The 24,966-nt window shown below is 37.4% G+C and carries 39 protein-coding genes and 2 tRNA genes; 14 read left to right on the forward strand and 27 right to left on the reverse strand.

Annotated features, from left to right (window positions below; translation table 11 throughout):
* Window positions 1-9: 9 nt before the first annotated feature.
* The 27 genes from QSG86_RS15200 to QSG86_RS15330 all read right to left on the reverse strand — a co-directional run bounded on the left by QSG86_RS15200 (window position 10) and on the right by QSG86_RS15330 (window position 17,474).
* A complete protein-coding gene (locus QSG86_RS15200; protein ID WP_410487480.1) occupies window positions 10-390 on the reverse strand; it encodes a glutamate 5-kinase in 381 nt (126 codons plus the stop codon).
* Window positions 387-761: a hypothetical protein gene (locus tag QSG86_RS15205; RefSeq protein WP_317032265.1), complete on the reverse strand. Its 375-nt coding sequence runs from the start codon at window positions 759-761 to the stop codon at window positions 387-389. The genes QSG86_RS15200 and QSG86_RS15205 overlap by 4 nt, the downstream gene beginning before the upstream one ends.
* Before the next feature lie 7 nt (window positions 762-768).
* Window positions 769-1,002, reverse strand: coding sequence for a hypothetical protein (locus QSG86_RS15210; RefSeq protein WP_317032266.1), 234 nt, complete (start codon window positions 1,000-1,002; stop codon window positions 769-771).
* Window positions 1,003-1,042: 40 nt separating this feature from the next.
* A complete protein-coding gene (locus tag QSG86_RS15215; RefSeq protein WP_317032267.1) occupies window positions 1,043-1,996 on the reverse strand; it encodes a major capsid protein in 954 nt (317 codons plus the stop codon).
* Between the two features lie 25 nt (window positions 1,997-2,021).
* Window positions 2,022-2,765, reverse strand: a complete 744-nt coding sequence (locus QSG86_RS15220) for a DUF6651 domain-containing protein (RefSeq protein WP_317032268.1) — start codon at window positions 2,763-2,765, stop codon at window positions 2,022-2,024.
* 100 nt (window positions 2,766-2,865) lie between these two features.
* Window positions 2,866-3,984 (reverse strand): minor capsid protein, encoded by a 1,119-nt coding sequence (locus tag QSG86_RS15225; RefSeq protein WP_317032269.1) that lies wholly within the window; start codon window positions 3,982-3,984, stop codon window positions 2,866-2,868.
* Complete coding sequence (locus QSG86_RS15230; protein ID WP_317032270.1) at window positions 3,984-5,402, reverse strand: DUF4055 domain-containing protein; 1,419 nt, start codon at window positions 5,400-5,402, stop codon at window positions 3,984-3,986. The genes QSG86_RS15225 and QSG86_RS15230 overlap by 1 nt, the downstream gene beginning before the upstream one ends.
* 2 nt (window positions 5,403-5,404) lie before the next feature.
* Complete coding sequence (locus QSG86_RS15235) at window positions 5,405-6,895, reverse strand: terminase (protein ID WP_317032608.1); 1,491 nt, start codon at window positions 6,893-6,895, stop codon at window positions 5,405-5,407.
* Window positions 6,896-6,918: 23 nt separating this feature from the next.
* Window positions 6,919-7,398: a terminase small subunit gene (locus QSG86_RS15240; protein WP_317032271.1), complete on the reverse strand. Its 480-nt coding sequence runs from the start codon at window positions 7,396-7,398 to the stop codon at window positions 6,919-6,921.
* Between the two features lie 44 nt (window positions 7,399-7,442).
* Complete coding sequence (locus tag QSG86_RS15245; protein ID WP_317032272.1) at window positions 7,443-7,805, reverse strand: hypothetical protein; 363 nt, start codon at window positions 7,803-7,805, stop codon at window positions 7,443-7,445.
* A gap of 1,156 nt (window positions 7,806-8,961) precedes the next feature.
* On the reverse strand, window positions 8,962-9,264 hold the full coding sequence (locus QSG86_RS15250; RefSeq protein WP_317032273.1) for a hypothetical protein: 303 nt from the start codon (window positions 9,262-9,264) through the stop codon (window positions 8,962-8,964).
* 1 nt (window position 9,265) lies between these two features.
* Entirely contained in the window at window positions 9,266-9,481 is a 216-nt protein-coding gene (locus QSG86_RS15255) for a hypothetical protein (RefSeq protein ID WP_317032274.1), read from the reverse strand.
* Window positions 9,482-9,540: 59 nt separating this feature from the next.
* Window positions 9,541-9,762, reverse strand: coding sequence for a hypothetical protein (locus QSG86_RS15260; RefSeq protein ID WP_317032275.1), 222 nt, complete (start codon window positions 9,760-9,762; stop codon window positions 9,541-9,543).
* A 366-nt stretch (window positions 9,763-10,128) separates the two neighbouring features.
* Window positions 10,129-10,205: transfer RNA gene (locus tag QSG86_RS15265), tRNA-Ile, on the reverse strand.
* A gap of 2 nt (window positions 10,206-10,207) precedes the next feature.
* Window positions 10,208-10,284: transfer RNA gene (locus QSG86_RS15270), tRNA-Arg, on the reverse strand.
* A 368-nt stretch (window positions 10,285-10,652) separates the two neighbouring features.
* Entirely contained in the window at window positions 10,653-11,216 is a 564-nt protein-coding gene (locus QSG86_RS15275) for a hypothetical protein (protein ID WP_317032276.1), read from the reverse strand.
* 9 nt (window positions 11,217-11,225) lie between these two features.
* Window positions 11,226-11,714, reverse strand: coding sequence for a RusA family crossover junction endodeoxyribonuclease (locus tag QSG86_RS15280; RefSeq protein WP_317032277.1), 489 nt, complete (start codon window positions 11,712-11,714; stop codon window positions 11,226-11,228).
* 208 nt (window positions 11,715-11,922) lie between these two features.
* On the reverse strand, window positions 11,923-12,600 hold the full coding sequence (locus QSG86_RS15285) for a hypothetical protein (RefSeq protein WP_317032278.1): 678 nt from the start codon (window positions 12,598-12,600) through the stop codon (window positions 11,923-11,925).
* Window positions 12,593-12,862: a hypothetical protein gene (locus QSG86_RS15290; protein WP_317032279.1), complete on the reverse strand. Its 270-nt coding sequence runs from the start codon at window positions 12,860-12,862 to the stop codon at window positions 12,593-12,595. The genes QSG86_RS15285 and QSG86_RS15290 overlap by 8 nt, the downstream gene beginning before the upstream one ends.
* A 51-nt stretch (window positions 12,863-12,913) precedes the next feature.
* A complete protein-coding gene (locus QSG86_RS15295) occupies window positions 12,914-13,486 on the reverse strand; it encodes a hypothetical protein (protein ID WP_317032280.1) in 573 nt (190 codons plus the stop codon).
* Complete coding sequence (locus QSG86_RS15300; protein ID WP_317032281.1) at window positions 13,483-13,785, reverse strand: hypothetical protein; 303 nt, start codon at window positions 13,783-13,785, stop codon at window positions 13,483-13,485. Before QSG86_RS15300 ends, QSG86_RS15295 begins: the two co-directional genes overlap by 4 nt.
* Window positions 13,782-14,636, reverse strand: a complete 855-nt coding sequence (locus QSG86_RS15305; RefSeq protein ID WP_317032282.1) for a phosphoadenosine phosphosulfate reductase family protein — start codon at window positions 14,634-14,636, stop codon at window positions 13,782-13,784. Before QSG86_RS15305 ends, QSG86_RS15300 begins: the two co-directional genes overlap by 4 nt.
* On the reverse strand, window positions 14,626-15,927 hold the full coding sequence (locus tag QSG86_RS15310) for a replicative DNA helicase (RefSeq protein WP_317032283.1): 1,302 nt from the start codon (window positions 15,925-15,927) through the stop codon (window positions 14,626-14,628). The genes QSG86_RS15305 and QSG86_RS15310 overlap by 11 nt, the downstream gene beginning before the upstream one ends.
* Complete coding sequence (locus QSG86_RS15315) at window positions 15,927-16,721, reverse strand: DNA-binding protein (RefSeq protein WP_317032284.1); 795 nt, start codon at window positions 16,719-16,721, stop codon at window positions 15,927-15,929. The genes QSG86_RS15310 and QSG86_RS15315 overlap by 1 nt, the downstream gene beginning before the upstream one ends.
* Window positions 16,718-16,960, reverse strand: coding sequence for a hypothetical protein (locus tag QSG86_RS15320; RefSeq protein WP_317032285.1), 243 nt, complete (start codon window positions 16,958-16,960; stop codon window positions 16,718-16,720). Before QSG86_RS15320 ends, QSG86_RS15315 begins: the two co-directional genes overlap by 4 nt.
* 44 nt (window positions 16,961-17,004) lie before the next feature.
* Window positions 17,005-17,277, reverse strand: coding sequence for a hypothetical protein (locus QSG86_RS15325; RefSeq protein ID WP_317032286.1), 273 nt, complete (start codon window positions 17,275-17,277; stop codon window positions 17,005-17,007).
* Window positions 17,278-17,285: 8 nt separating this feature from the next.
* Window positions 17,286-17,474 carry a hypothetical protein gene (locus QSG86_RS15330; protein WP_317032287.1) on the reverse strand — a complete coding sequence of 63 codons (189 nt, stop codon included), beginning with the start codon at window positions 17,472-17,474 and terminating at the stop codon, window positions 17,286-17,288.
* A gap of 101 nt (window positions 17,475-17,575) precedes the next feature.
* Between QSG86_RS15330 and QSG86_RS15335 the strand changes: the two genes are divergently transcribed.
* The 14 genes from QSG86_RS15335 (at window position 17,576) to QSG86_RS15400 (ending at window position 24,940) form a co-directional block, all read left to right on the forward strand.
* A complete protein-coding gene (locus tag QSG86_RS15335; protein ID WP_317032288.1) occupies window positions 17,576-18,319 on the forward strand; it encodes a S24 family peptidase in 744 nt (247 codons plus the stop codon).
* A gap of 17 nt (window positions 18,320-18,336) precedes the next feature.
* Entirely contained in the window at window positions 18,337-18,636 is a 300-nt protein-coding gene (locus QSG86_RS15340) for a hypothetical protein (RefSeq protein WP_317032289.1), read from the forward strand.
* A gap of 127 nt (window positions 18,637-18,763) precedes the next feature.
* Window positions 18,764-19,654, forward strand: coding sequence for a hypothetical protein (locus QSG86_RS15345; RefSeq protein WP_317032290.1), 891 nt, complete (start codon window positions 18,764-18,766; stop codon window positions 19,652-19,654).
* Complete coding sequence (locus tag QSG86_RS15350; protein ID WP_317032291.1) at window positions 19,655-20,521, forward strand: hypothetical protein; 867 nt, start codon at window positions 19,655-19,657, stop codon at window positions 20,519-20,521.
* Between the two features lie 213 nt (window positions 20,522-20,734).
* Window positions 20,735-20,986, forward strand: coding sequence for a hypothetical protein (locus tag QSG86_RS15355; RefSeq protein ID WP_317033353.1), 252 nt, complete (start codon window positions 20,735-20,737; stop codon window positions 20,984-20,986).
* A complete protein-coding gene (locus tag QSG86_RS15360) occupies window positions 20,983-21,261 on the forward strand; it encodes a putative quorum-sensing-regulated virulence factor (RefSeq protein WP_317032293.1) in 279 nt (92 codons plus the stop codon). Before QSG86_RS15355 ends, QSG86_RS15360 begins: the two co-directional genes overlap by 4 nt.
* Before the next feature lie 11 nt (window positions 21,262-21,272).
* A complete protein-coding gene (locus QSG86_RS15365; RefSeq protein WP_317032294.1) occupies window positions 21,273-22,385 on the forward strand; it encodes an ATP-binding protein in 1,113 nt (370 codons plus the stop codon).
* Window positions 22,382-23,062: a 3'-5' exonuclease gene (locus QSG86_RS15370; RefSeq protein WP_317032295.1), complete on the forward strand. Its 681-nt coding sequence runs from the start codon at window positions 22,382-22,384 to the stop codon at window positions 23,060-23,062. The genes QSG86_RS15365 and QSG86_RS15370 overlap by 4 nt, the downstream gene beginning before the upstream one ends.
* Entirely contained in the window at window positions 23,059-23,274 is a 216-nt protein-coding gene (locus tag QSG86_RS15375) for a hypothetical protein (RefSeq protein WP_317032296.1), read from the forward strand. The genes QSG86_RS15370 and QSG86_RS15375 overlap by 4 nt, the downstream gene beginning before the upstream one ends.
* Window positions 23,271-23,591, forward strand: coding sequence for a hypothetical protein (locus QSG86_RS15380; protein ID WP_317032297.1), 321 nt, complete (start codon window positions 23,271-23,273; stop codon window positions 23,589-23,591). Before QSG86_RS15375 ends, QSG86_RS15380 begins: the two co-directional genes overlap by 4 nt.
* Complete coding sequence (locus tag QSG86_RS15385; RefSeq protein ID WP_317032298.1) at window positions 23,591-23,974, forward strand: hypothetical protein; 384 nt, start codon at window positions 23,591-23,593, stop codon at window positions 23,972-23,974. Before QSG86_RS15380 ends, QSG86_RS15385 begins: the two co-directional genes overlap by 1 nt.
* The gene (locus tag QSG86_RS15390) at window positions 23,974-24,369 is read left to right on the forward strand and encodes a hypothetical protein (protein WP_317032299.1); all 396 of its coding nucleotides are present in this window, start codon (window positions 23,974-23,976) and stop codon (window positions 24,367-24,369) included. Before QSG86_RS15385 ends, QSG86_RS15390 begins: the two co-directional genes overlap by 1 nt.
* 2 nt (window positions 24,370-24,371) lie before the next feature.
* Window positions 24,372-24,662, forward strand: coding sequence for a hypothetical protein (locus tag QSG86_RS15395; RefSeq protein WP_317032300.1), 291 nt, complete (start codon window positions 24,372-24,374; stop codon window positions 24,660-24,662).
* Window positions 24,659-24,940, forward strand: coding sequence for a hypothetical protein (locus QSG86_RS15400; protein WP_317032301.1), 282 nt, complete (start codon window positions 24,659-24,661; stop codon window positions 24,938-24,940). Before QSG86_RS15395 ends, QSG86_RS15400 begins: the two co-directional genes overlap by 4 nt.
* Window positions 24,941-24,966 lie beyond the last annotated feature (26 nt).

Genomic DNA, 24,966 nt, shown 5'->3' on the forward strand with positions numbered 1-24,966 from the left:
AAAACGGTACTATGGTTCAACAATCTTTCTAAGCTGAATTGAATAAATCGAATCCGTCGGATCAGCACCGACATTCACCACTTTAAAATCACCTTTTTCAGTGGTCCAAACATCATCTATTTGTGGTTTTGCTGTCACTTCGTTTTGTAATAATGTGGCTTTGGCATCTTCTACCTGATAATCAACCGGCTTTACAAAATCACGCTTATACGAGCCAAATAAAACACCACGACCTGAGTAAGAGCCATCTATTTGTTCGGGATAGGTTTCTGTAACCGGATCATATTCGCCTGAATAGATGACTTTGGCGCACGTAAAGGCATGAACTGCATCGGATAATTTTTTATCAAATGCCTTGGCTAATTTTGATTGAATCTTATCTTTGATCATGACCGAAAAACCTCAAAGCCAAAACCTTTCTTTTTTAAATCTAAAGAACTGATATATGCTCTTGCAATCTGCTCATATTCAGACACTTCAACACTGCCAGCAGCAAATGATTCTTCGGTTTCTACCGTATCACCCTTAACCCTTTCGCTAAGTGTTTGCCGTGCAATACCAGAATAAACAACACCAGCTTTAATGCCCTGGATAATTTCACAAGCAGCATCTTTTAATAGTGGGTCAATTGGATCAGGAACAAAGCTTACTTCATTCTTCATCCATGTATTAGCTAAGCGAATAAAACGAGCCTTATCACTATCACTGGCAAAGTCTGCCCCAAGGATAGATTCAGCTTCTTCAATAGTGATAAAACTCATAAATTACCTATTCAGTTGATTGTGTGGGCTTACGCGTTGCTGCTTTCTTTGGTTCCTCAACCTTTTCTTGCTTTGGGTACCAGTCTGGAACATCACCACCATACTCATCTGCCTGTTCAACAAATGAATCAGATTTCGCCAACTGTGCATTACGGATAATCCAACCTTCATCCTGTAATTTTTTTACATTTTCAGGACTAAAATCATTGGTGAAATACAGTTTTTTTGACTTTTCTTTCATAATTTTTCCAAAAATAAAGCCCCAATCAAGGGGTTGTAATTTATTTTGATTTCACCAAAACACCGGCAGTATCTTTTACTGAAGTAGCAATTTTATCCCAGTTAGTTGATGTGCCAATTGCGGCATCTGTTGGAGACTTGCCACCAGCAGCAATATCCCAAGCAAAACCTTTAACACCTACGCCATAGGTCCATTCAGCTTGATATTCATATTCAATGTTTTCACCACCAGTAATGGCGTTAAGTTCAGCATTAAAGTCATTGTTATCATTAACAACAACAGCACCTTCGACAAGGCCAAGTGTGTTGTAGATGGTACCAGTTGAAGTAACTGCCAATGCTGGCGCATCAGTCACCACAAACAAGCGACCAAACGGATCACGAATAACATTTACACCATCGTAGCGGAATAAGTTTTCTGTATTCGCTAAGGCATTATCAAATAGATTATGCATAGTAGTTGAATGCATCACCCAAGCACGAATTGCACCTGAACGATCCCCCATTCGTGAAGCACCTTTGTTAAGTAGCCGGAATGTTGCATCACCAGTGCCATCACCTTCAACCAGATCAACCACACTACCAATTGCAGCAGAACCACACAAGATACCTGCATTTAACATATCAGCAACTTTGGCTTTACCAAGTTGTTCACCAATAGTTAATGCAGCTAATTCTGGGTTTTGTTGGATCCAAAGATATTGTTGTTTTTCATAGCGAATAGGCGGTGTGCCTGCTGCTACTTTTACTGCAACATCCAACATTTGTTGTAAGCGTTTTGCTGCAACAGCGCCTGAGCCATGAGCATTACGACGACGTACTAAACCATCAATCGCTTTAAATGATGCCTCAATGTCGAAGTCACCTGAAAATGGCTTGCTGATTAACTGGATGGTACCTTGCGATGCTTCGTTAAACTTATCTACCGCCTGATCCATATATTCAGTCATGGCGAAGTAAGTCTGTTTATTAAAAATCTGTAAATCAAAAGCCATAAGGCCTCCTAAATTATTAAATTATTTATTGAACTGTTTTTAAGAGTTCAATCTTTTCTTCACGCGTTTTACAGTCAGCAAGCGTTTTCTTGGTGCCGCCACCCTGACCACCACCCTGGAATCCACCGCCACCAGCCTGAGAGCCTTTCAAAATAGAATTTTTGTGTTGATATCCACCAACCAAGGTTTCTAAAGCTTCATCAAAATCGGCAACTTCACCCGGTCGAGAGCGTGAAAAGATTTTTTGACCATCTGCACCGTAAGCAACAACCTTTCCATCTTCGATCTTGAAGTTTTGACCAAAGGTGGCTTGGACCATATCTACTGGCACAGCAATGTTGTCTTGAATAAACTTAGAACGAGAGAATCCACCGCCAATAAGCTCTTTATGCAGTTGTGCTTGATAGGTATCACGCTCCTGAACAATAGGTGCGTATTTCTCTTCCACCGCCTTAATTGCTTCGGCTTTGACTTTTTCGACTTCACCAGCATCCACTAGTTTTTTATCATCAAAGTTTTTTAATGTTTCTAAAGCTTTTTTAGCAGCGACAGGATCTTCAATACCTTCAAATGTTTTAAGTGTAGATTCAGCTTTTTCTTTTGCTTCACGATGATTTTTAGCTTCCGCATTTAGTGAGCTGATTTTCTGTAATGCTGAACCAGCATCAAAACCAACTTCTTTTCCATCGTCATGCACATAGACAGGAAGCCCTTGGTCATCTACTTCCGCATAAGTTTTACCGTCGATTGTTTGTGTTTTAAGTTTCATAGGTTTCCACCATTTTTGAGAGAGCATCCGCTCGTTGCGCCTTATTCATCCGAATTACAGGCAATAAAAAAGCACCCGAAGGTGCTGTGATTTAAATTAATTAAAGTCCTAATTCTCTAAAAGTCTTTTCATCCAAAAGCTTTAACTCTGCCAATGTATACTGACGGCCCATTGGATCAACAAACTTGTCTATTGAATAATGACCCTCTTTATAGAGTTTGTACCGAGTTGGCCCAAGCCATTCTTCCTGAAAAAAATCATCTGCTTTTTTAAAGAAGTCCTTGAATGAAGTGTTTGCATTCAATTGGCCAATAATACCGTCACGCTGATCTTTTGGAATGTCTTTAATCTTGCGCTCATCCATCACAAAAGGACGTTTACCGGGTAATTCACCATCGGCATTTACTCCAAGCAGGACACTGCGGCAATGCGGATGCAAAGGTGGCCGTCTAATCATTGGATCGTTAATGGCCCATATCGCCTGATCATACGAGGCGCATGTTTTGGAAGTTCTGCCGTCCAAAGTTGCCAAAAACTTAAGATGAGTAAATCCTAAAGCTTTGTAAGTTTCTTCATAAGCCACATTAGCAACATGACTTCGTGCAGTTCTAACTTGCCTCTCAATTGATTCTCTAGATGACTTTAAAATCCCATCTTTATAATCTAAAGACTTTTTACCTTTGATTTTTTGAATAATTTGCTGATTAGTTAGGCCCTGTGAAATACCATCACGAATAATGTATTCGACTTTTTTTCTCAATGATTCAGATAAATCAGAAAAAAGGGAGTCAACCAATTGCCCACCGGCATATGGTGTATTTTTTACAGCTTGATATATTTCAGTGCCTGAGATAGCAATAACTTCACCGACCAATCTAGCTGTATAAGTTGCTTCATAAATCGCTAAATCTAAAGCTGATTTATTAAATTTTTCAGATAGATCGATATCAATAGAAGCAAACCAATCATTCAGCAAAGTTTTAATTTCTTCAATTCGTTTAGATGACTTAGCTTTACTGCCAAAATTAAGCGATTTAAGCGCATTTAATTCAGAACTGGTTAGTTCATCTAGAAGATCACTTAATCGGCTTAATTTAGCGTTTGAAATACTATTAAATTGCTTAGTTAACTCATTTACAGACTGCGATGATACGCGATACAAATATGCTTGATGCTGAGTCAACGCATCAAGTAAGACTTTTTGCGCTGACTTATCCATTATTCATCCTCTGTACCATCTTCACGCTTTTCTATCAGTTTTACGATGTCATCCCACTTGTTTTCAGGGAATGTACCTGTTTGCTCATAGTGGTACCAAATAAATTCAGGCAGGCTCCCATTTAAGCATGCCTCATAAATCAACTTAGATCGAGCTGAATCATATTTTGGTTTATTAAAATCCTGAGCAATCGTAAAACTAAGTTCTTCGACCTTTAAATCGTGATTAGGCATTGCAAACTTTGCACACCACCGCAAGGCATTAGTCAAGGCTTCAGAAACATTGGCCACAACCAGTGATAAAACAGAATGCTGAATTGAACTATCATTATCTGCCTGAGTTGCTGTTTTGTTTGCAGATCCCACTTCAATAAGTCGTGCACCAAGTTCTTTCATTTGGTCCCATTTGTCATTCATACGATCATAAGCAAGATTATTACTATCTGCCTGGACCATCTTGGCATCTGTTGGAATACCTGATCGACTCCCTACACTCGCCCCACTCTCCTTGACCATTTTGTACTGATCTTCGGTGATTGATGGGAAACAAAGTGTAGGCTGACCAACAATAAAAGCAGACTCTTCAACATCAGCCGTACTTGCATAATATGAAAGCTCCATGGACCCCAATTCATAGAGCGGTGCGGTACCTATTTCTTCTGAATTATCAACCGCACCACAAAACGTAAAAGGAATATAATCCCAAGTCTGCCCCTGGTAATCTGTTGGTATCTTTTCGCCTTCAGATAACCATTCACCATTTTCATTTCGCTTATAAATGTTCACCGTATAGATAAAGCCACTATCACTTTCTTTCAGCTGTAGAATGCGATACTGTTCCTCTGACTTAACGCTAAACCCGTCACGGACCTTTATTGTTTCCAGAATTTTGACAAAGCTTAGTTTCTTTTGATTACCAACAATAATGTAATCCCAATCTTTAATCGCAGACGCTTTGATGATATGAATCATCGGAAAAGCACCTTTGGACTTTTCTTCTGCTTTATTTCGACTAGGGCCTATATCTGGATAATCAACATAGACACCACAACGATAATTTCGGTTAATCAAACGTGTAGCACGCTGGGCTACCTGATAGATCGATCTTCCTGCGCCATCTGCATTACGCTCTAAATATTCAAGTTCATTCGGCCGATTAAAGACCGGTGTTTTGCCAAATGCTAAACCAATATGGCTTGCTAGAGTACGAGAAGTTACACCTGGAAAGATTGCACGATGTAAATACTCTAAATAACGCAATTTTCCTGTTTCATCATTTTTCGATTTAAATAAAAAAGGAAGCTTTAAATAAACCTCCCCTTTTTGCTTGATAACTTCCTGACCAGCACAAACATCATCTAACTTATTCCAGGTATTTATGTGCTTATCATATTCAGCATGTGTTGCGGTAATACTCATAATTAAAATCCAAAAATTGGGATATCGACTTTGGTGACTTGAGGTTTCTTACTCATCGCTACCGCAAAATACCTAAATCCATCTGCTCCATGGGAAGTGTGGTCATGTAGTGGTTTATCTTTCCAAAAACCTTTGTCATCCCACTCTTTACGATAGTTTTCCAGATGCGAAATACCTTGTTCACATTTATTTTCGTCAAATTCACAGTACGGCAGAATTTCGCGAACTTGCTCAATACCATCCATAATTCCAATATTTGGAACTACATTAAATTTAACTGAATAGATTTGACCATCAATTTCATAACCTTCCTTCGCAATATCAAGGCGAGATTTACCGTCATTCATCAATGATCTATTTTGAATATCGTGTGGTGCATAATGCTCTGAATACTGATAACCACGATCTTTAAGCACTTTAAAATAATGCCTCATGCCTTCGCCTGAGTTTTCATAGTAATCAATCACCTGGTAATAGCTTTCACCAATCTTTCTAACAAACCAGATGGCTGTTGAGTCGGATACCCCTAGATCCCAAAAGGTCATTACTGGTAAGTGGCTATTATCTGGCAATTCACCAATACGACCTTTTAAATACAACTCCTTGAACTGCTTTGAATAGTAAGCGCCTTCGACTGACTGTTGAAATGCTTCTTCTGGTATAGATGGATATTCACGCTTAATATCATCACCCAGCGTTTTTTCTTTAGATGCATACCAGGCTTGTTGTTCTGGTGTGGTCTTAATCCCGTACTTTGATTCTAATTTTTCAAAGTATTCTTTTAATCGGTCACTTAGTTTTTCAGTAACAGGGATTGAATATTCTTGATTCTTCCACCACGAAAAAAAGAAGAATTTCCATTCTAGGATATTCAGTGTTCTGCCTTGCAAACTCAGCTTTTCAGCTTCTTGACAATAATCATAAAAATATCCTGCTCGACCCTCAGCAGTAGACTCAAGCGTAATTACCCCACCAAGAGGTACGGCTTCAAATGCACCTGTGACAATTTCTCTAGCCTTATCAGGGAACTTTGCACAAATCTTACCAAATTCAGATACATGAAGGCTTTTAAGCGTACCACCACGAAATGAAGTTGATACCGATACCGAGCCACCTTTGGAAAATACAATTTCCTCAGTGGTCATCTTCTCTAGTGGATTGGCTTTCTTTATGATTTGTGGCAAGCAATCGTATGCAAATTTAACTTTTTCACGGAATAACCGTTGTGCGTCACTTAGCTTGTGAGCAATCATGGCACATTGTTTATTTTCAAAGATTGCTGTATCTAGCTGCATAATGCATTTTTCAGTAGTGAATCCAAGCTGACGAGCCTTTAAAATAACATTACGACTATGCATGCCTTCGTAATACTCCAGCTGCTCTTGTGTCATCTTGAACTTAACTTTTTTACCGTGCTTATCTTTAATGTAGTAGAGATGATTTAAACGCCAAAACTTGTCTTTGAGTTTTTCTTTAAGTTCCGCAAAAGTCATTTTGGCCATTGCGACTCCTTAAATTATTCCTCGCTCAATTCGTCAATAAGTTCTGACATAAGATCAACTTCAACATTGATCTTCTTCTTTTCAACAAACATGCCGATATGCTTACCAATCAATTCATTGGCTTTAGTTGCACCTTGTTCTTTAAAAACATAAGCTGGCTGAATTTGACCATCTGGGCCTTCAATATATACAGGATTACCTTCACGATCTGTGACTGCTTCTGCTTGCATACAGCGTTCAGCAATAGACTTAAGATTTTTCAGTACATAATATGCATCTAAACCAAGCTCATTCATGCGAATTTCTTTGAGATAAGCAATCCGTTCCTGAATCTCAGGCTTTGCAAACAACTTGCTGCAATGCTGTTTAGCTGATTTTGTGCTATACCCTGCACGTATACCAGCTTGAGTAATGTTTAAATCTTTTAAGTATTCCTGGCAAAACAGTTCATGACGATCATCTTTTAAACTGTCCGCCCCTGCGTGTTTTGTCATAATTTTTCCTTGGTTAATAAAAAACCTCCCGAAGGAGGTTTTAGCTATCTGAGAACTGATAAGGGGATTTTTAATTCCTTGCGTTTAAATTCAGGAGTATCACCAAAAGACACATAAGGTGTCATTTTAATCATGGGCTTTTCAATCACAATATAACCATCAATAATATTGTGCATATTTCGTTTAGCTTCATCAATATCACTAAATCTAAGAACAACAAATTCGCATTCCATATCATTAATCACCATGACATCCATACCGCAAAGCTTCTTATCCCATCTAATATCTGGGCGTTCTTGCTGTATAGCTTCACTCAAACCTAGATTAATAAATACAACATTAGGTGAAATAGAGAAATCTTGTTCGTATTGAATCTTAGCTTTATTTAGTTTTCTGATTAAAGACATTATTTGATCTCAGTATACTTTGGTCAAAATATATCATTATTTTAATTATTTAACGATTGCTTGGTATTATTTATTACTTCTATTCCATCAACTATTTAATGCCTTTCTTTAGATATGAAAAAAGCCACATCTTGGGGAAAATGTGGCAAAGCGGATATGCGTCATATTGTATTGTCCGCATATTTATCTTGAATAATTTCATGTGAAATATCAGTGAATTTTTATATCAATTTATAAATAAAGAATATCGTAATTATGACTATAAATAATCACACTAAGTTAGTGCTGCTTTAGTCTAAAAAGTTTGACAATATCTCAAATCCTAATAATATCAATTGAACAATAAAAATACAAACCACTATAAATCCAGAGGGTTTAATTAGGCCTACATCTCTAAAAAGATGTAGGTTTTTTTAAATATTTTACCAACAAAAAAAGCCACGTCTTGGGGAAGACATGGCTATGAATCAGGGTGTACTTAACAAGTAAATTGACTATCTAAATATATCCTATCTTCCATAAAAAATTAGTAGAGTTATGTAAATTTTAGGAATTAAACTGTAACAATCAATCAATTTATAAAACAATCTGGTTACTTAAAAGAAGTATTTGAAATACAAAATCTTTAAAATTTAAGTTATATGCTTACTGCATAAAAACGATAAAGACTTCACTCCAATGATCAACTGCAAACTTCCCTATTTGCAGTTTTTTTTTCAAAAAAAAACCCCGAGAATATCAGGGTATTTACTCAGTTGAGCAAGGCCACTCCCGTGGCAGAGGTGTTCTACAATATTAATAAAAAAAAATACCCACAAATGAGTAGAAGTGGGTATATAAAGCTTAAATCTAGTGGTGCATAAATTAATCACTTTTAAAATAAAATTCAAGTACTTTAATAAAAAAAACCACACCTTGGGGAGTGTGGTGAGAAATCAAAAGTGTGCTATACACTTCATGGAAGTCCTATAGTAGCATTCGGTTATGTGAAATTTGGGTGAATAGTCTACCCAATATCATTGATCGTCTGCCCTGTTGCCGCTTCGAATAAATGTATGTGTTTAGATATTGATTGATAAAGATCGCGTTTAAGTTGATCCAGGTTATCTGTCATATAATCACCTTATCCAACCGAGGAAACGTAGACTTATCTAAGCTACTTAATTCCTAAAATACTTACAGGGCAATTATTTCGGCTTGAAATCTCTTGCTCAATGCCTTTTGGGTGCTCACCATGCAATGCCAACATCGATTCAGCAATTTGGTCATCAGTGTTGTGACCTAATTCCCATGAAGTACCAGAGCCGCGAATATTCTTTTCAACATCGATAATGGTGTAATAACCTTTACCAAATATGCTTTGTGTACAGATAACAAAAGGATGGCGTACAACACGAACCAACCACCAAGATTTATCTAACTTAACTTTTTGACCAACTTTAAGATCCTTTGCTTCCATATCAAGCCACCATCATTGCTTCACGCAATTCACTAAGTTTGTAATGTGTATGTGGATTGTGAATACCGATAATCATTTTGTCTGTGCAATACCCATGAATACCACCAAAGTTATCCGTCCACTCATCGACGTAATAGACTGCTTCTTCATGGGCTTCATCGAGAATATCTTGGACTTTCTCAGCCCCAAGCTTCTCTATTAGTTTTTGAGCTTTCATTTTCTCTATTCCTAAAAAAGAAACCCCGAACAATGTCGGGGTATTTAATTACGCTTTTTTTACTTCAAATAAACAGTAAGCAAAATCAAATTATCTTTGACTTCCTCAACTTTGCTTTTGTACCCATGTTGTTTGCAATATTCTAAAAATTTACCTAAAGCATCACCCGCCAATGAAGAAACAACTATTTCTGTCTCCATGATGCCATCTTTTGGTGGATTCCATCTCCTAAAAGTGGAACCAAATAAATCATTAAAAGTTGTGGTGAATGTAGTGATCATATTGAAGTCCTTATGCCTAGGTTAATAAACACAAACATAAGCTTAAACAAACAACCAATTCAATCTTAAAAATCAACATAAATCATTGATAATATTATTTTTATATGATTTTAAGACAGCAACCAAATGAATTGATTAGGGTTTTAAATAAAGCATTTTAACTTGAGAATTGGTAACTAAATGTGTGCTTATGATTTAAGGGTTTAATTATGGCGAATTCGACCTAATTAGAATTAACGACGATTCTTACAGAACGCATTACTCGCAGCACCACATTTCTTTGATGTAATAAACGCTGCGCTAGTTACAACTGGCATAGTTAAAATTAAAATCAATGCAATATATTTCATGAGTCACCTATAAAACTGGTGGGCCTTATCAGATTTGAACTGATTATCTTCCTGTTATGAGCAGGGTGCTTATACCACTTAAGCTTAAGGCCCATTGGCACGCCATACAGGATTCGAACCTGTGACCATCTACTTAGAAGGCAGATGCTCTATCCAACTGAGCTAATGGCGTATGATCACCACAGAAGATCTATGCTGTGGCCCATAGCTACTCCTTACTTTGATTGCCACCTAATAGGCACGGTACTAATCAATTTTCAGTTTCGATATCATATGTTTTGTCGGGGCATCACTCCCAATTCTGATTTCACTTTCCTGCATATCCTATTCATGCTCGATGAACTGCATGGGTTGTACCCTCTTTCGTAGGGTCTAAACGCTGCCAATCAAAGCCGATTAGCACAAAGTTAAAACTTCATGACTTTTCTCCTGACAACAAAAAAGCCCACCATTTGGCGAGCTTTTTAGTCTTGGTCTCGGATAACCGTAATACGACCAGTATAGTAAAACTATACCTTAGTCTTCGCTAAAACGAAATAGCTATACTCGTATTTCTTTGTAAGTATTTTTTTTATACTTTTCAATTGCCTTGGATGCCTCATCGATTGCAGACTCCAAAGCCAAAAACATTAAGTTTTCGTAGCGCTTCCAAGTTACACGATACGCATCAACATTAATAATATGACTACCAATCCCGGCATAATATAAACGGCCCTTAGCTGTGTAGTTTTCTTCTAATTCAGGATTTAAAGAAAAATCAATGACCATACGTGCAATCAAATAAGCCAAGTGATACATGCCAATATTTTCAGGCTCTCGCTTCTTATCACTAGTCGCATTTAAAATCATAATGTTGGCCAAATGATTACGCACATACTCATAATCACTTTGACATTTACCACCAAATACAATTAGCGCTGTTACTGATTTTGCCAATTGAGTTTCCATACTTGCAATGGCACCCAAGCGATCCTGATAGTCCAATGGTTTTTCTCCCGTGCCATGTGCTTGTGGTTCAAAATTAGGTGACTTTGCAGTAATGCCATGAGTCAACCATTCAAATTGTTCAAACTTTTCCGATGCTACATTTACTGCAATATTCATCCCACCACCTCAAACCTTCTTAACTGAAATAATCAACTTCCCATTTTTATGAACTGGCAGTCGTTCGACCACCAGCTTATCCACTTGTCTATCATCTAAAATCAGACCGCATTTTGATAAAGCATCAAAGATAGGCTTCACTATGTTGTCTATATCCCTCACTTTCGCATCAGGTGGCGCAAATTGGACGTTTACCGACACCTTCCCATCGTACCTACACGGATTAATGAAACGCTCCATAACAGCTTTAAAATGCTTTGCACGTAGGCTTAATCTTTTTCGTGCTTTTCCTGAATCTAACCAGTAGTTATTGACTGACGGTGGCACTATTTCGATTTCGCATAACAGCAAGTCATCTTCAAACAATCCATCACTTGCAAAGCCTTTGATTAGGTGTGCTGGTATCTTTGGCGCTGGATCAGGATTGCGTTTCTTCTTCGGTGCAGGCTTACCCACACCTTGAAGTTGTCGGAGTTGTGATACGGTTAGGCGAGTCATTCACACCCCTTAACCTTGTCAATACTTCCCACATCGTGAAATCTATATTTTTTAGATAGACGACCAATAACCTGATTTCTTGTTAGAGGTTTTTCAGACTTGATACTTATTGTCTGCCACACCAACCCTAATCTGATTCGAGCCTCATACCTGCACGATGCATTAACTTGAGTGGATAACACCAATAAAAATATGATTAACAGGAATTTCAAGACTCACCTCGCAAAGAGTTTTCCAGCTGCTCAATTTGCGCTTCTATAGCATCAAATCCCTCACCGTCATCAGCCCAAAGATCAAATTCATTTCTCAATCCTTTGGTAAATTTTTTAATCAATGCAATTTGAAGTTCTGCATCATGTATTTGTTCATGAAGCTTATCGCTGTAATTTCGAGAATTAGTCAGCTCAACTTCTAATGCTTTTGCTCTATGACGCTCAAGTGATAATAGGTTTTCTAACTGCTCGATTTTGGATTGTTGATGAGTCCATACTTCAAACTGATCTTGAACATCCTTACATGCATAAAACATAGTGCCATCAACATCTTCAAGCTTATGAGTTAAAACCTTTGCTGATCTATTCGGATATTTCGCCACAATGTATTTTTCAAAACCAGAAGCACTTCCTTCATGTTCAGTAATAGCAGTACGAAGGTCATCAAGTGAAATAAACCCATTATCAGCAAGAAGTAATTCCCAGTTTTGATATGAACTAAGGCCCCAGTAAGAATTATCACCATCATCTATCCATAAGCCAGCTTGATGTGATTCATCGTTTGATGAATTAAAGTAGTAACCCACAGAACCAAGTAAAACTTTTGAATGCGTCGCATCATTAGGTGCACCATCTAAAATCTGGTGCATTTGCTCAATTGTTAAATCACCCACCGCACACCTCCACCACAGTCTGAATTGCCTTTAGCGTCAATTCCTTGTCGCTTGGATCACGAAGCAAGTCAGCAATTTGCTGCACCTTCCAACCATATTTTTTAGCTAATTTCTCAGCTTCCTTCTGTTTACGATCTAGCACAGTATTGAAAGCGATTAGCTCTGCATGTTCGCGCTGCAACTCAGCAAGATTCATATGCAAAAAGTGGCCATGCTTTAAAAGCACTTCAACTTCTTTTGGATCACCCATTTCAATCTTCATTCGTTTCCCACCCCTGTTCCAGCAACAATTCTTCTTCCAAGTCGTGATTTGTCATGCAGCCATTCCTTGACTTCTAAGCAGCTTTGCTTGTCTGAAGTAGAGATAGTCCTCTGTGTTATTAAAACGCGTCTCAACGCGAAGCAGTGCATCACTACGCACACGCTCAAAGCCAACCGGAACTTCTGATAATAGAATTTCATTCAACTCATCATTAATCCCTTTCCAGCGAGTTTTTAAGCCATGACCCCGATCAACCTTCAGATCAGAACCAAAGCGAAATTCTTCAAAGCTCATTTTTGGCATTTGGAATTGAGTTGGTACTGTGAGTACCTCATCTGTTTCAGCATTGTAATAATGCGAATCAACACCTAAGAACCACTCTTGCTCTAGCGGAATTAGCAAGTTTTTAAGACAGATAATCAGATCACCGTGATACACCTCATAAACCACATGCTTTGGCGTCAACTCCTTATCAGCCAAATTGTTTTCTTCACGCCACTGATCAATATTTTCATTTACATCATCAATATTGAACGTCATCTCGAGCACATGATTTTGATTGGCTTGTGCTTGGTACAAATTGCCGATTTTCTTCGGGTTATATTTTTTATTGCGTTTTTTCATGACTTAGCTCCACAACGAACACAAGTTCCATCTTTTACTTTAAATTGCCCAATTCCGTGCTTATCACACCAATAACTAAAGGTTTTGCGCTTATTTTTAATCGCTACTTTTTGAAGTTCTTTTAGCGACTTATCAAAGCAAGGACTTCTAAACGTTTGGTACTGAGAACGATCCAATGTTTTAATCTTTCCACCGGTAGCAAGGAATTTTTTAACATCGGTTTCAAGCTGCTCACGAATCACATTCTTTTCAACAGTTCTTGAATAGCTCATGTGAGCCAATAATTCTGGATTTCTCATGCTTCACCACCATCGTAACAACCACACGGAATATCAAAATTCGTATACTCAGCCATAAATGCATCCTCGTGCTGTTGAATAGACTTCCAAGAAAACTTACGACCCAACCCAACAACTTTCGTGAGATCTGCCTGCTTCTCAATAAGCAATGCTCTCTCCAATAATTCAGGGTGGAATTTTTCTAACCATTTGATTTCGCTTGGTCGTGAGTTCGGACAAAAGTAACAAGCAGACTTACCTGGTAAAGCTAGCCCAGCATCTCGAATAGATTGGATACATTCATCACGGCCCATTCCCCACTCAATTAATGGATAAACTCTTGTGAATTTATCGTCATAAGTTCTGCTTGCACGTTGTGGTTCATCTGCGTCATAACCAATAACTTTGACAATTCGACCAGCAACAAACACTGTGTTATTTACTGCCTTATCTTGCGGTGCAATCTTAAAACGCTGACTACACGTTTTAAGTCCGTATGCCAAACTTGGTAATGCCTTGCGATCCAAACAATCTTGCTCTAGCGATTTATTTGCTTTAACCACCTTGATTGCCGGATAACCTTTTGACTCAAGCCACTGAGAGAAATACTCAACGTATTTATATGTATGTGGTTTTTCCGCACCAGTATCAGCAAACATAATCAAATCAACACGCATTCCTCGATTTACATATTCAATCAATAGAGCTGTTGAATTAGTTCCTCCACCATAACTAACCACTACAAAATCAGAAGTGAGCACTTGAACTTGCGTTGTTAAAATTTTGTTATATGCATTCACACCCCACCCCACTTGACCAAAGCCGCACCGAGCAACATGAAAGAAAATAAGAGAACTTTGTTCATGCGACATCCTCCTGGATTCCCATAAAGCGGCAAATATCTAAACGCTCCACAACCCTTGCTATGCCTTTTTTACCGTGACGATTTTTCCCAACAATAATTTCAGTAATACCTGTCGACTCCTCATTAGGATCAACAACCGGATTAACAAGTAGAATTTGATCGGCATCTTGCTCAATCTGGCCTGATTCTTTTAAATCACTTGGTTTAGGACGTTTACCCTTTTCTGACTCACGGTTAAGCTGTGCAAGTGCAATCACCGGGCAATCAAACTCTTTCGCTAATGCCTTTAAATCACGACTAATAGAACTAACCTCTTGATAGCGGTCTTTCTTTGTTGGGTCCCTTACAAGCTGAAGGTAATCAACAATAATGCAGCCGAGCTTTTTATAATTCCGCTTTGCTTTTCGTGCATAAGCGTGTATTTCTGCAATAGTTGGTTTTTGCTTATCTTCAATATGAATAGGCAATTTACTAAAGCGACTCTGAGCCTCAACAAATGTATGCAACATCCCTTCAATCTCAGCGTTGTGGATATTCTCAAAAGGAATATGCGTGAGTGCTGATATGCATCGATTGGTAAATGTCTCAACATCCATTTCAGCAGACACAACCAGTACAGCTTCACCAAATTGCATAGCTGTTTGAATTGCAACCATTTGAGCCAGGGTGGACTTTCCGGAACCAGGGCGACCACCGATCACACAAAAATGGCCTTTTTGAATCGTGCCAATCAAGTTATCTAAGTGTGGAAGGTTAAATTTAACGCCTGTATATTTCTTGGCTGCCTTAGCTTCTGCTTTTTGAATCAACTGATCGCCAGCACGTTTTAAAGCTTCCTCAAAAGTAAAACTGGTTTTCTCAGATTTATCAGTTGATGCCGATTGGCTTAATATATTTTCAGCAGCGTTATGAATATCGGTAATTGATAAATCTTTTGCAGTCTCCTGGATGCTACGCCCCATTGCCTCAACTTCACGATGGTTTTTAAACTTCACCAGCTCAGCAACATAGCTTTCAAGATTGTAAAAACTTGATGGGGCCTCAGTCATCATCGTCATAAGATATTCAGTTGCATCAAATACTGATTTGCTTTGATTAAGTTGTTGCTCAACCATGATGATGTCATAAGGCTTATTGTTTTCAGCAAGTGTAGCAATTGCTTTAAAAATCTCTTGATGCTTTGTTGAATGGAAGCAATCAACGGTTAAATCACCCATCACTGTTTCATATGAGTTCTGAACTGTCATCAGCGCTGCGAGTGTGCATTGCTCAATTGAGATATTGTGAATATTGCTCATTACCAATCCCCTTGTACTTCAGTGAAGTTTTGAGGGATGATTGGTTGGGTGTCTGATTTCAGTAAACTGTAAGCATGTTGCCAGTTGTATCTACTTGCAAAACCTTGCCAAGATTCACTTAGCACAATTTTTGCAGAATCATTCGTGGATATGCCAGCATTGCAAGTTTCATGATAATGCTTAATCACAGCATCTAAAGTTAATGGTTTTTTAATTGATTTTCGATATTCATTAAATCTTTTTGCCACATCTTCATTCAAACCAATAAGCATTAATGCTTGAACTGGCTTTTTCCCTTTCAGTATTTTTTCAAGGTCAGCGCGGCTTAGTTTTATATCTGTAGTAATCTCTTGTGTATTCTCTGTATTAGTATGTTGGTTTTCCACATCACTGTTTGATGGTTCTTCACAATCTAGTATGTTGGAATCCCACATACTAGAATGATGGATTTCCGCATACTGAATAAGAGCTTGATATAGAGCATCATGATTGACTTTAAAATGTATTTTACAAGGTACGCCTCGCTTGATTTCGGAAACAAAACCAAGCTTGCGTAAAGTCTTTCTAGCTGTCTCTTGTTCATAGCGAGTAAGACCAGTTTCTTCCTCCCAGTCTTCTTGGGTTTTATAAAAAACACCATCTCTATCTTTAGTTCGTTTTGACCAATAAACCATTTGAGATAACATTAATGCGCCATTGATCCCACAGCCCAAACGAACATAATGACGATTAAAAGCAATCGGCTTATCATTCATTGCATCTATTAACGCTATAAGTTGAATTTGTGAACTCATGCATCACCTCGCATGAAAACAAGTAAGTCGTGCTTTGCTTTCGCAACATTCGACAGATTTTTCAAAGTTTGGTTTTGGATATTTGCTTTAAGTGCCATTTTCAAAAGTTGGATTTTTTGATCAAGCAGTTTTTCACGGTAAGTTACCGTTTTACCCGACATAACTTGTCGCTCTTGTTTTGGAAATAAAACCACTTCGCCTTGTGGCATTGGTGGTTTATGTGCTAAATTTGATTTCATATTTGATCCTAGATGATTGAATTACCGAAGCCTGATCTGATACATCAGGCTTTTTTATTGCCTACAACCTGTAACGGGAACTTGACCTGACTATCCCCGTCACTCCCATCACCGACCACAATTCCCCTCATCCGCTCATTTCTTTTGATGCGCTCAAGCCCTAAATTAACGATATGCCACTCACCAACAATGGCTTTTTCAAAAAGGATTGCAGCTTGTCTACTCATCTCCATACCGTAATAAGCAGAAATATCACGGAGCTTATCCATGATTTCAGGATCATGCTTTGTGCGAAGATCTTCTTTTTCGAGACTCATAATTTTTCCTATGCACTTAAGGCTTGTAGATCAGCCTTAACTTTTCCTTTGGTTTTTAGTTGCAATAAGGCCTGTGTTTCTAGGGAGATACCTTTACTGCGCCACTTACTGATAGCACCTTTGGTGTATCCAATCTTTTTAGCCAAATCAGTGTCATTTTTAGCTCTGTAATAGAGTTTTAGCTCATCTACAGTCATGGTTTACCCTTGTCAACTAATAGTTTCCATTAGTAAACCATAAGTTTATTCATAAATCAATAGAGCTGTTTACTATAGGAAACATTAGAGAGGATTTTTTTATGGCCACAATTAGCGACCGAATTATTCAAAGAATGAAAGAGCTTAAGGTTCGCCAAGTTAATATTGTTGAAGCGACAGGAGCGACCAAAGGTGCTGTTTCTAAGTGGGTTGCAGGAACAAATGTGCCAAAAGCTGAATTTTTACCAGCATTAGCTAGTGTTCTAAAAACATCTCAAAACTGGCTACTAACTGGCGAACAGGAAAAGCCTTTTAATAATTTCAATATGCAAGAATTCATAGATAAGCATGGATTAAATACAAAATTAGATGCTTCTTTTGATGTTAATGAGATGCACAAGCCTACTGTTGTTGATTATGAAACTGAAAACGGATTTATTTGGATTGATGTTGTGGAAGCTAATTTTTCTTGTGGTACCGGCGAAGCTATAGAATTTCACTTTGATGTTATTAACGGGAAGTTCCCCTTTCCTCCATCATTTTTTCAAAGAAAACATGTAGACCCAACTAATATGCGCATCATTAAAGCTAAGGGCGATAGTATGTCTGACTTCATTCATGATGGAGATATGGTTGGAATTGATGTGTCTCAAACAGAAATTATAGATGGCGAAATTTATGCTGTTTATTTTGAAGGTGAAGGCATGATTAAGCAGATATTTAAAGAAGAAGGCGGAAAACTAACACTACATAGTCTTAATCCCAAATATCGTGATCGAGAAGTATCAGAACAAAATGGCTTAAATTTTAGAGTTATGGGTCGTCAATTTTGGCGAGCTGGATAATAAAAAAGGAATCCAAAATGATCGCAACACTTAATAAATCCAAAACCGCACTAACAATTAATCGTCAAGAATTTAAATTGGCCTTGGATAAAATTGGCGTAGGAATTGATAAGCAAATTGCTTCACTCAAGAAAGCCAAGCAGAGCTATGACGCTTCAGAAATAGCAAATGAAACTATCAATGAATTGAATATCTTTGAAGCAATCATTGAAGGCTTTAACGAAGCGGAAGGCACTAATCTAAAACTGTCAGACATAACCAACCTTGAAACTGCTCAAGGATGGATAGATGAGTTTTTAGAAAAGTATTCGAAGTGATAAACATTCGAGATCAAGTTTATTGACTAAACAAATATCACCTCATTTTGTGCAGGGAAAGTTAATAAAAGTACAATCCCGATTAATTATTTACATCAAGATCGGGCACACTTAAAAGGTTAAAGAAATGAGTATATCTGTTTTACCAGACACATCTTATATAACAACTCATGAACTAATTAGTGGTGGTCAAATGGGGGCTACACGCAAAGCAAGTATAGAGTGGGATGATGGATCAATACGTAAATGTTATGTCAAAGTTTACCCAAAGCAAGAGCGTATAAGAAAAATTTTCAATGAAGTTACAGGCTTTTTATTAGGTAATGCTATTGGGATACTACAACCTGGCAGTGCTGCATTAATGCCATTGAATGAGTTGTTTTTCGAAGACTATGGGATTAAAAAAAATCAAGAAAATACAGATGTTTGGGTTTGGGTAACTTCCGAATGTGGTGATAGTGTTGCTGGTATTTTTCAGCTTAACAAATCAATTGAATCTCTTGAGAAAGATATCGATAATACAAACAAAAAGTACATAAATGCCATATCCTTAATTTGCACGCAAAATAATATACCTCAAATCATAGCATTTGATGATTTTATCGCAAATGATGATCGTAATATTGGTAATATTGTTATGACTGGGGATGGGAATATGGGGATCATTGATCATGGTGAAATTTTAGGAAGGATTGATTGGTTATCTAATTTAAATGATTTAGATAAAAATCAATTTTTCTTCAACAAACTACTTGTGATGCTTGATCAATACTCAGCTTTAAAAAAGTTAACAAGCTTTACAGTTAAAAGCCAAGCTGTTGATGCTATAACAAAACATGAACAAGCTTTCATATCTATACAACAACAATTACAAGTTTGGTGGAAAAATATTTTAGAAATATCTAATATACCCGAAAAAGATCACTCAATTTATTTAAAATATTTAGATGAATTTCTTCATCATCGTTGCAAACAACCTAGTGTGGTATTTGCTAATCGAATAGGACTGGTGGCTTAAATGTCTTTAATTGAACGTTTATCTAAAAATAAAACAACCACTTTACTTACTGGTGAGTGGATGACTATTAAGTGGACCCCTGATTTAACTTCACAAGAGTTTTTTAATATCGGTGTTGTATTAAAAACAGACACTGAAGTTTTTATTCGCACAATTGATGGTGATAATTTTAATCGATTCTCATGCATGTTTGGGGAGGAAATGAAATTTCATGCTCAACGTATTACAAAACTAGCAGAATCATTAGCTAATGATGAGTGCTTAGAACTATCAGACCAATTAGTGTTTGATAATCGTGGATTCATTCGTGGTAAAAGCGGTAGTCAATTAATTGACCATCTATTTGAAATAGCTGTACCTCTTGGTCGCCCAATTATCTCAAAAAAAAGAAATAATACCGGATTTAATTCATTTAACTTTCAACAATTAAGTAACAGTTTACTAGATGAGTTAAAACGTCAAGATCATGATGGTCTAAGTTTTGATAAACTTATTCCTACATCTAGATTCATAGAGATTAATCAACAAAATATTCACATACCATTGCGACCGAACAACTCAAATGTTGTAGGTAATTGGGCCAGTGTTGTTTTTTCAGATCCTGCTAGGATTAAAATGGACTATCTCCAAGCTATTAATGATTTACGAACAGCGTCTGATCATTTAAAAAGAGAACCTTATCTATTCATATTAAAGCCAAATGAAGAAAATTTAAAAAATTTAAAATCTCACCGTATTGATCAAATTGATGAAATTATTGATAAATTGGATAGGACATTAAGACCACAAGGAATTGAACTATATAGCTCAACATCACTAGAAGGTCTAGCTAGTGGAATTTATGAATGGGATAAGGCAGTAGCATAATCTAATCACATCTACATCAATTTATCTAACCCACCCAGTGTGGGTTTTCTTTTGTCTGTTAAAACATAAAAGTTTCCATAATTAAAAATAAGTTTCCTTTTGTTGACTTTCTTATTGACAATAAAGTTTCCTTTGGTAAACTAAACCTCGTAAACAACAAAAAAGCACCTAACTTTTCGACGGACAGGTGCTTTGCTAAATAGCGAGATCATTATGAAGCAATTCCCTATTCAGAGTCAAATCTCCATCCCTGCGGATAAAGGCATGACCTCTCAAATCCTTTATCGTGAACCAACTCACGAAGAAATGTACGGTAAAAAAGGTACGGCTACAGGCAATTTATTTGCGTGGATTTTTCTTATTGCTGTGTTTTTTGGTCTTGGCTTAATGCTTATCAAAACTGCTGAGCGCGAATCAGCAAATCAAGTCCAAGCGATTGTAAAAGCTGTGGAGGTGGCGAAGTGAATAATTCTACTGTCGTCATGCCATTCGGTAAGTATGCTGGCACTCCAATTTCAGAACTAAAACCAAGCTATGTGAGCTGGTTACTTACTCTCGAAAACTTGAAATCTGACTTACGTTTAAGTCTAGAGAAAATTGTTTCTGATCGTGAAAAACAATTTCAGCGTCGTAAAAAATTAGCAATAGGTCTTCAACAATCACACATCGCATCTTATGAGCGTCGAGCTTATAAACATAATCGTGGGCGTGGTTGGAATAACTCTACTGGTTGGAATTGAGGGGAATCATCATGGCTTTAAATATTATTACTCCTGCTCAAATTATTACTGTAAATGCAATCAAGCTTTATTTTTATGGTGATCCAGGTATGTATAAAACAACTCTTGGTATGACTGCTAATAAAGCACTCGTTATTGATGCTGACAAAGGTGCATATCGAACTGGTGCTAATCGTCGTGCGGATGTTGTGGTTGCAGAATGTTGGAATGATATTGCAAATATTACTACAGCAGATTTAGAGGGTTATCAAACTGTTGTTTTTGATACCATCGGACGTGTACTTGACTTAATTAAAGCTCACCTTGCAAATGATCGAAAAAATACAAAAGGTGATGGCTCTCTAAAACTTAATGTACAGGGTGTAGCTAACACAATGTTTAGCACCTTCGTAAACAAAATCATTACAAGTGGTCGTGATGTAGTTTTTATCGCACATGCAACAGAGGATAAAAACGATAATCTTACTCTAATTAGACCTGATTTGGGCGGTAAAAATCGTCAGGAGATTTATCGTTTATGTGATGCTATGGCTTATCTATGTTTAGAAACAAATAAGCAAGGTATTCAAGAGCGTGTTTTAAAATTTGAATCACAAGAAGGTTATCACTCTAAGGATGCTGGCAGTTTGGGAAATGTTCCTGTACCAGACTTAAGACAAAGTCAAAATAGTCACTTTCTTGGGGACCTCATTGAAAAAGTCAAAACAACATTAAATACAATGACACCTGAACAACAGGAAGCTCAAAAATTAAAACTTGAATGGGAACAGTGGGAAAAATCATGTGTGGAGGCTAAATATCCTAGTGACTTTAATGCCCTTATGTCTGAACTCAAACAAGAACATCCAAACTTTAAGAATATGTGGGAATGCATGAAGCATTTTGCTTACCAGTTAGGCTTTACCTACAACAAACAAAGCACTAAATGGATTGAAATTGAGATTGTTCAGTCAAAAATCACAGATGCTCAACGTGACGAACTTCAGGACCTATTAAATCAAGCTGGTATCGATGTAATGACGTTCTGTGAAAACAACGGAATTGACAGTCTTATAAGTATTGAAGCTCAACATTTTGAAGCTGTTAAAGCAAGCATTATTAACAAAGGAAAAGCTGTTGCATGAACGCAGTAATTTTAGACACGGAAACTCATGCTTTAAACGGGTACCCGATTGAAATTGCTTACATGCCTTGCTCATTTGAGCAGGGTATGTTGGTTGCTGATATTAACCAGGCATTTGATGAGTTCTTTTCTTGCCCTGAACCAATTTCATTAGGTGCTAAAGCAACTCATCATATTCTTGAAAGTGATATTGCTCAAAAGCCTAGTTATGAAGTGTTTCGTTTACCAAACACTGTGCAGTACATGATTGGTCATAACATTGATTATGACATTCAGGCAGTAAAGCTATGTGATCCGTCAATCGATGTGAAAAGCATCTGCACTTTGGCACTTGCTCGAATGGCTTGGAAAAATCTTGATAGCCATACGTTGGGTGCTCTGTACTACAACGTTATGAAAGATCAAGAGAAAGCGCGTAAACACTTACAACATGCACATAATGCAAAAGCTGATATCTATTTTACAGGTGTGATTTTAAAAGCATTGGTTGAATGTCTTGGTATTAAGGATATGAATTCATTACATCTTATATCTGAAACAGCAAGAATTCCTAAAGAAATAAGTTTCGGTAAACATAAAGGCACAGCACTAAAAGACTTAGAGAAGAGTTATGTGTCTTGGTTACTCAAACAACCTGAACTTGATAAATATTTACGCAAAGCGTTGGAGGCACTATGAATACTCCTAAATTATATATCTGGGCTTATAAGGCAAAAGTACAAGGTGGTCGTGGTTTTATCCGTGGTCGTGTTGAAGCACCTACTGGCTCTCATGCAGAACAAGCAATTAAGCGTAATAACTTGATGGTTGACTCTATCGATAAGATCAAAATTGACCGTTCTGTAAATGCTCGTATTTTACCTTATGAAAAGTGGGAAGGTGCAGCATGAAAAAAATTACTCTACCCGACTCTTTATCGTCGCCATTCATCGAATGGTTAGATCGTGGTGGTCACGGCATTAAAGTGAAACGCAACCGGGTAACTGCTACAAAAGGTGATAAGGTCGGCATTATCTATTGTGAAAATGGCAAGACTCAAAGCCATTACAACATGAATGAATATCTAGTTGAGCGTTACCAAGTATTTTTAAAACAGTGGCTTAACCATGATAAGCAGTTCATTTTGAATCTAAGATCAGCAATGGTTGGTAGGTATTTGGCTTGTCAGCATCAACATAATTTATTAAAGATGGCGAAGGTGGCGTGATGGAAGATAACAAATTGTGGTGCGTAGGAATCTGCCCTGAAGATGATAGTCCTCATGAGCAGTCACCTGCTGCATCAAAAGAAATTGCTGAACGTGCTTTGGCTCGCTACAGAACTATGACTAAGGCTGAAGGCAATCAGTTCATGATTGAGTCATTTGATGAATACTTTCAGGTTCAAGAATGGGAAGGCACAGCCAAAGACCACCAGGAACAAATGTTTTATACAGAAGACTGGTTTAAAGAGCCGATGTATCAGTGCAAAAACATGCAGCAAGCCGAACAAGTTTTTAAGTACGGTGAAATCGTGCACTGCTACAAAGATAGTGCTGAGTTAATTACTTCTGATTTTGAAGAAGCTAAGCACTTCTATGAGGTGGCGTGATGGATATTCAAGAAAAACAAGCTCGGTGGGCTTTAGAAAAACCGCTATTTGAAGCTGAGTTTATTCACTCTCACCTTCTGCAATTTTTCAATTTCAATGAAAACACTGGCGATTATGAAATCAAAAGTGAGTTTTCAGAAGATGAAGACAAAGAGCTCGCTTTTGAAGTTTTAAATACTGGTGGGGTTATGTGGTTACGTGCAAAACGTGATGCCAAAGCCCAAGCGGTGTCGGAAGGTTTTGTTTTGGTTAAGCGCGAAAGTTTAGCAATGATTTTTGAAACAGCAACAAATGCGCTCGTTTATCATGCAGCAGCGCCCAAGCATGATGCACTCAGTATCATTCAAGGAATTGCACGAAAAGCCATGATCGAAGCACAGGAGCAAGTGGGATGAAAATGAATGCACCAATTCAAATTGAAATGAAAGTTTATGCTGTTGAAGAAAAAACTGAACAGCAAGCTGTAGTAACTATGTCGCTTCCAGTTGGTCAATACCCTACTCGCTCTACACTTGAAGCCATATTTAAGAAAGCGGAAGAAGCTTTACCAGATGGATTTCGTGTGATGAATAAATCTGAATTTTTTAATGCATATTTACAAGAGGAATATGGCACGACTGAAAAATTCGCTACTCCTGGTTCTCGTGATTTTACAGATGATGTAATTGAAATGGAGCAAGTGGGATGAAATCAATTTTCTACGTTGTTCCAGATCATTGTGATGCTAGTAGGTATTCGATCAAGCTTAAACACGACACTGATGTTGAATATATTTCAAGAAATGCTTTTGTTTTTGCAGATGATTGTGCTGAAGATTATTACGATAACCATGATGGCTGGGAATCTACATGGCCTTTGGAATTTCATTTATATGAATCTGAAGATGCTGATAAACCTTTCCATAAATGTTTAATTTCAATACAAATAAACCCCAGCTTTAGTTGCAAGGATTTACCCAATGAATGAAATTAAACAAGCTATGCATTGGCTAC

The sequence above is a fragment of the Acinetobacter sp. SAAs474 genome (assembly GCF_032823475.1).
In the GTDB taxonomy this organism is placed as follows: domain Bacteria; phylum Pseudomonadota; class Gammaproteobacteria; order Pseudomonadales; family Moraxellaceae; genus Acinetobacter.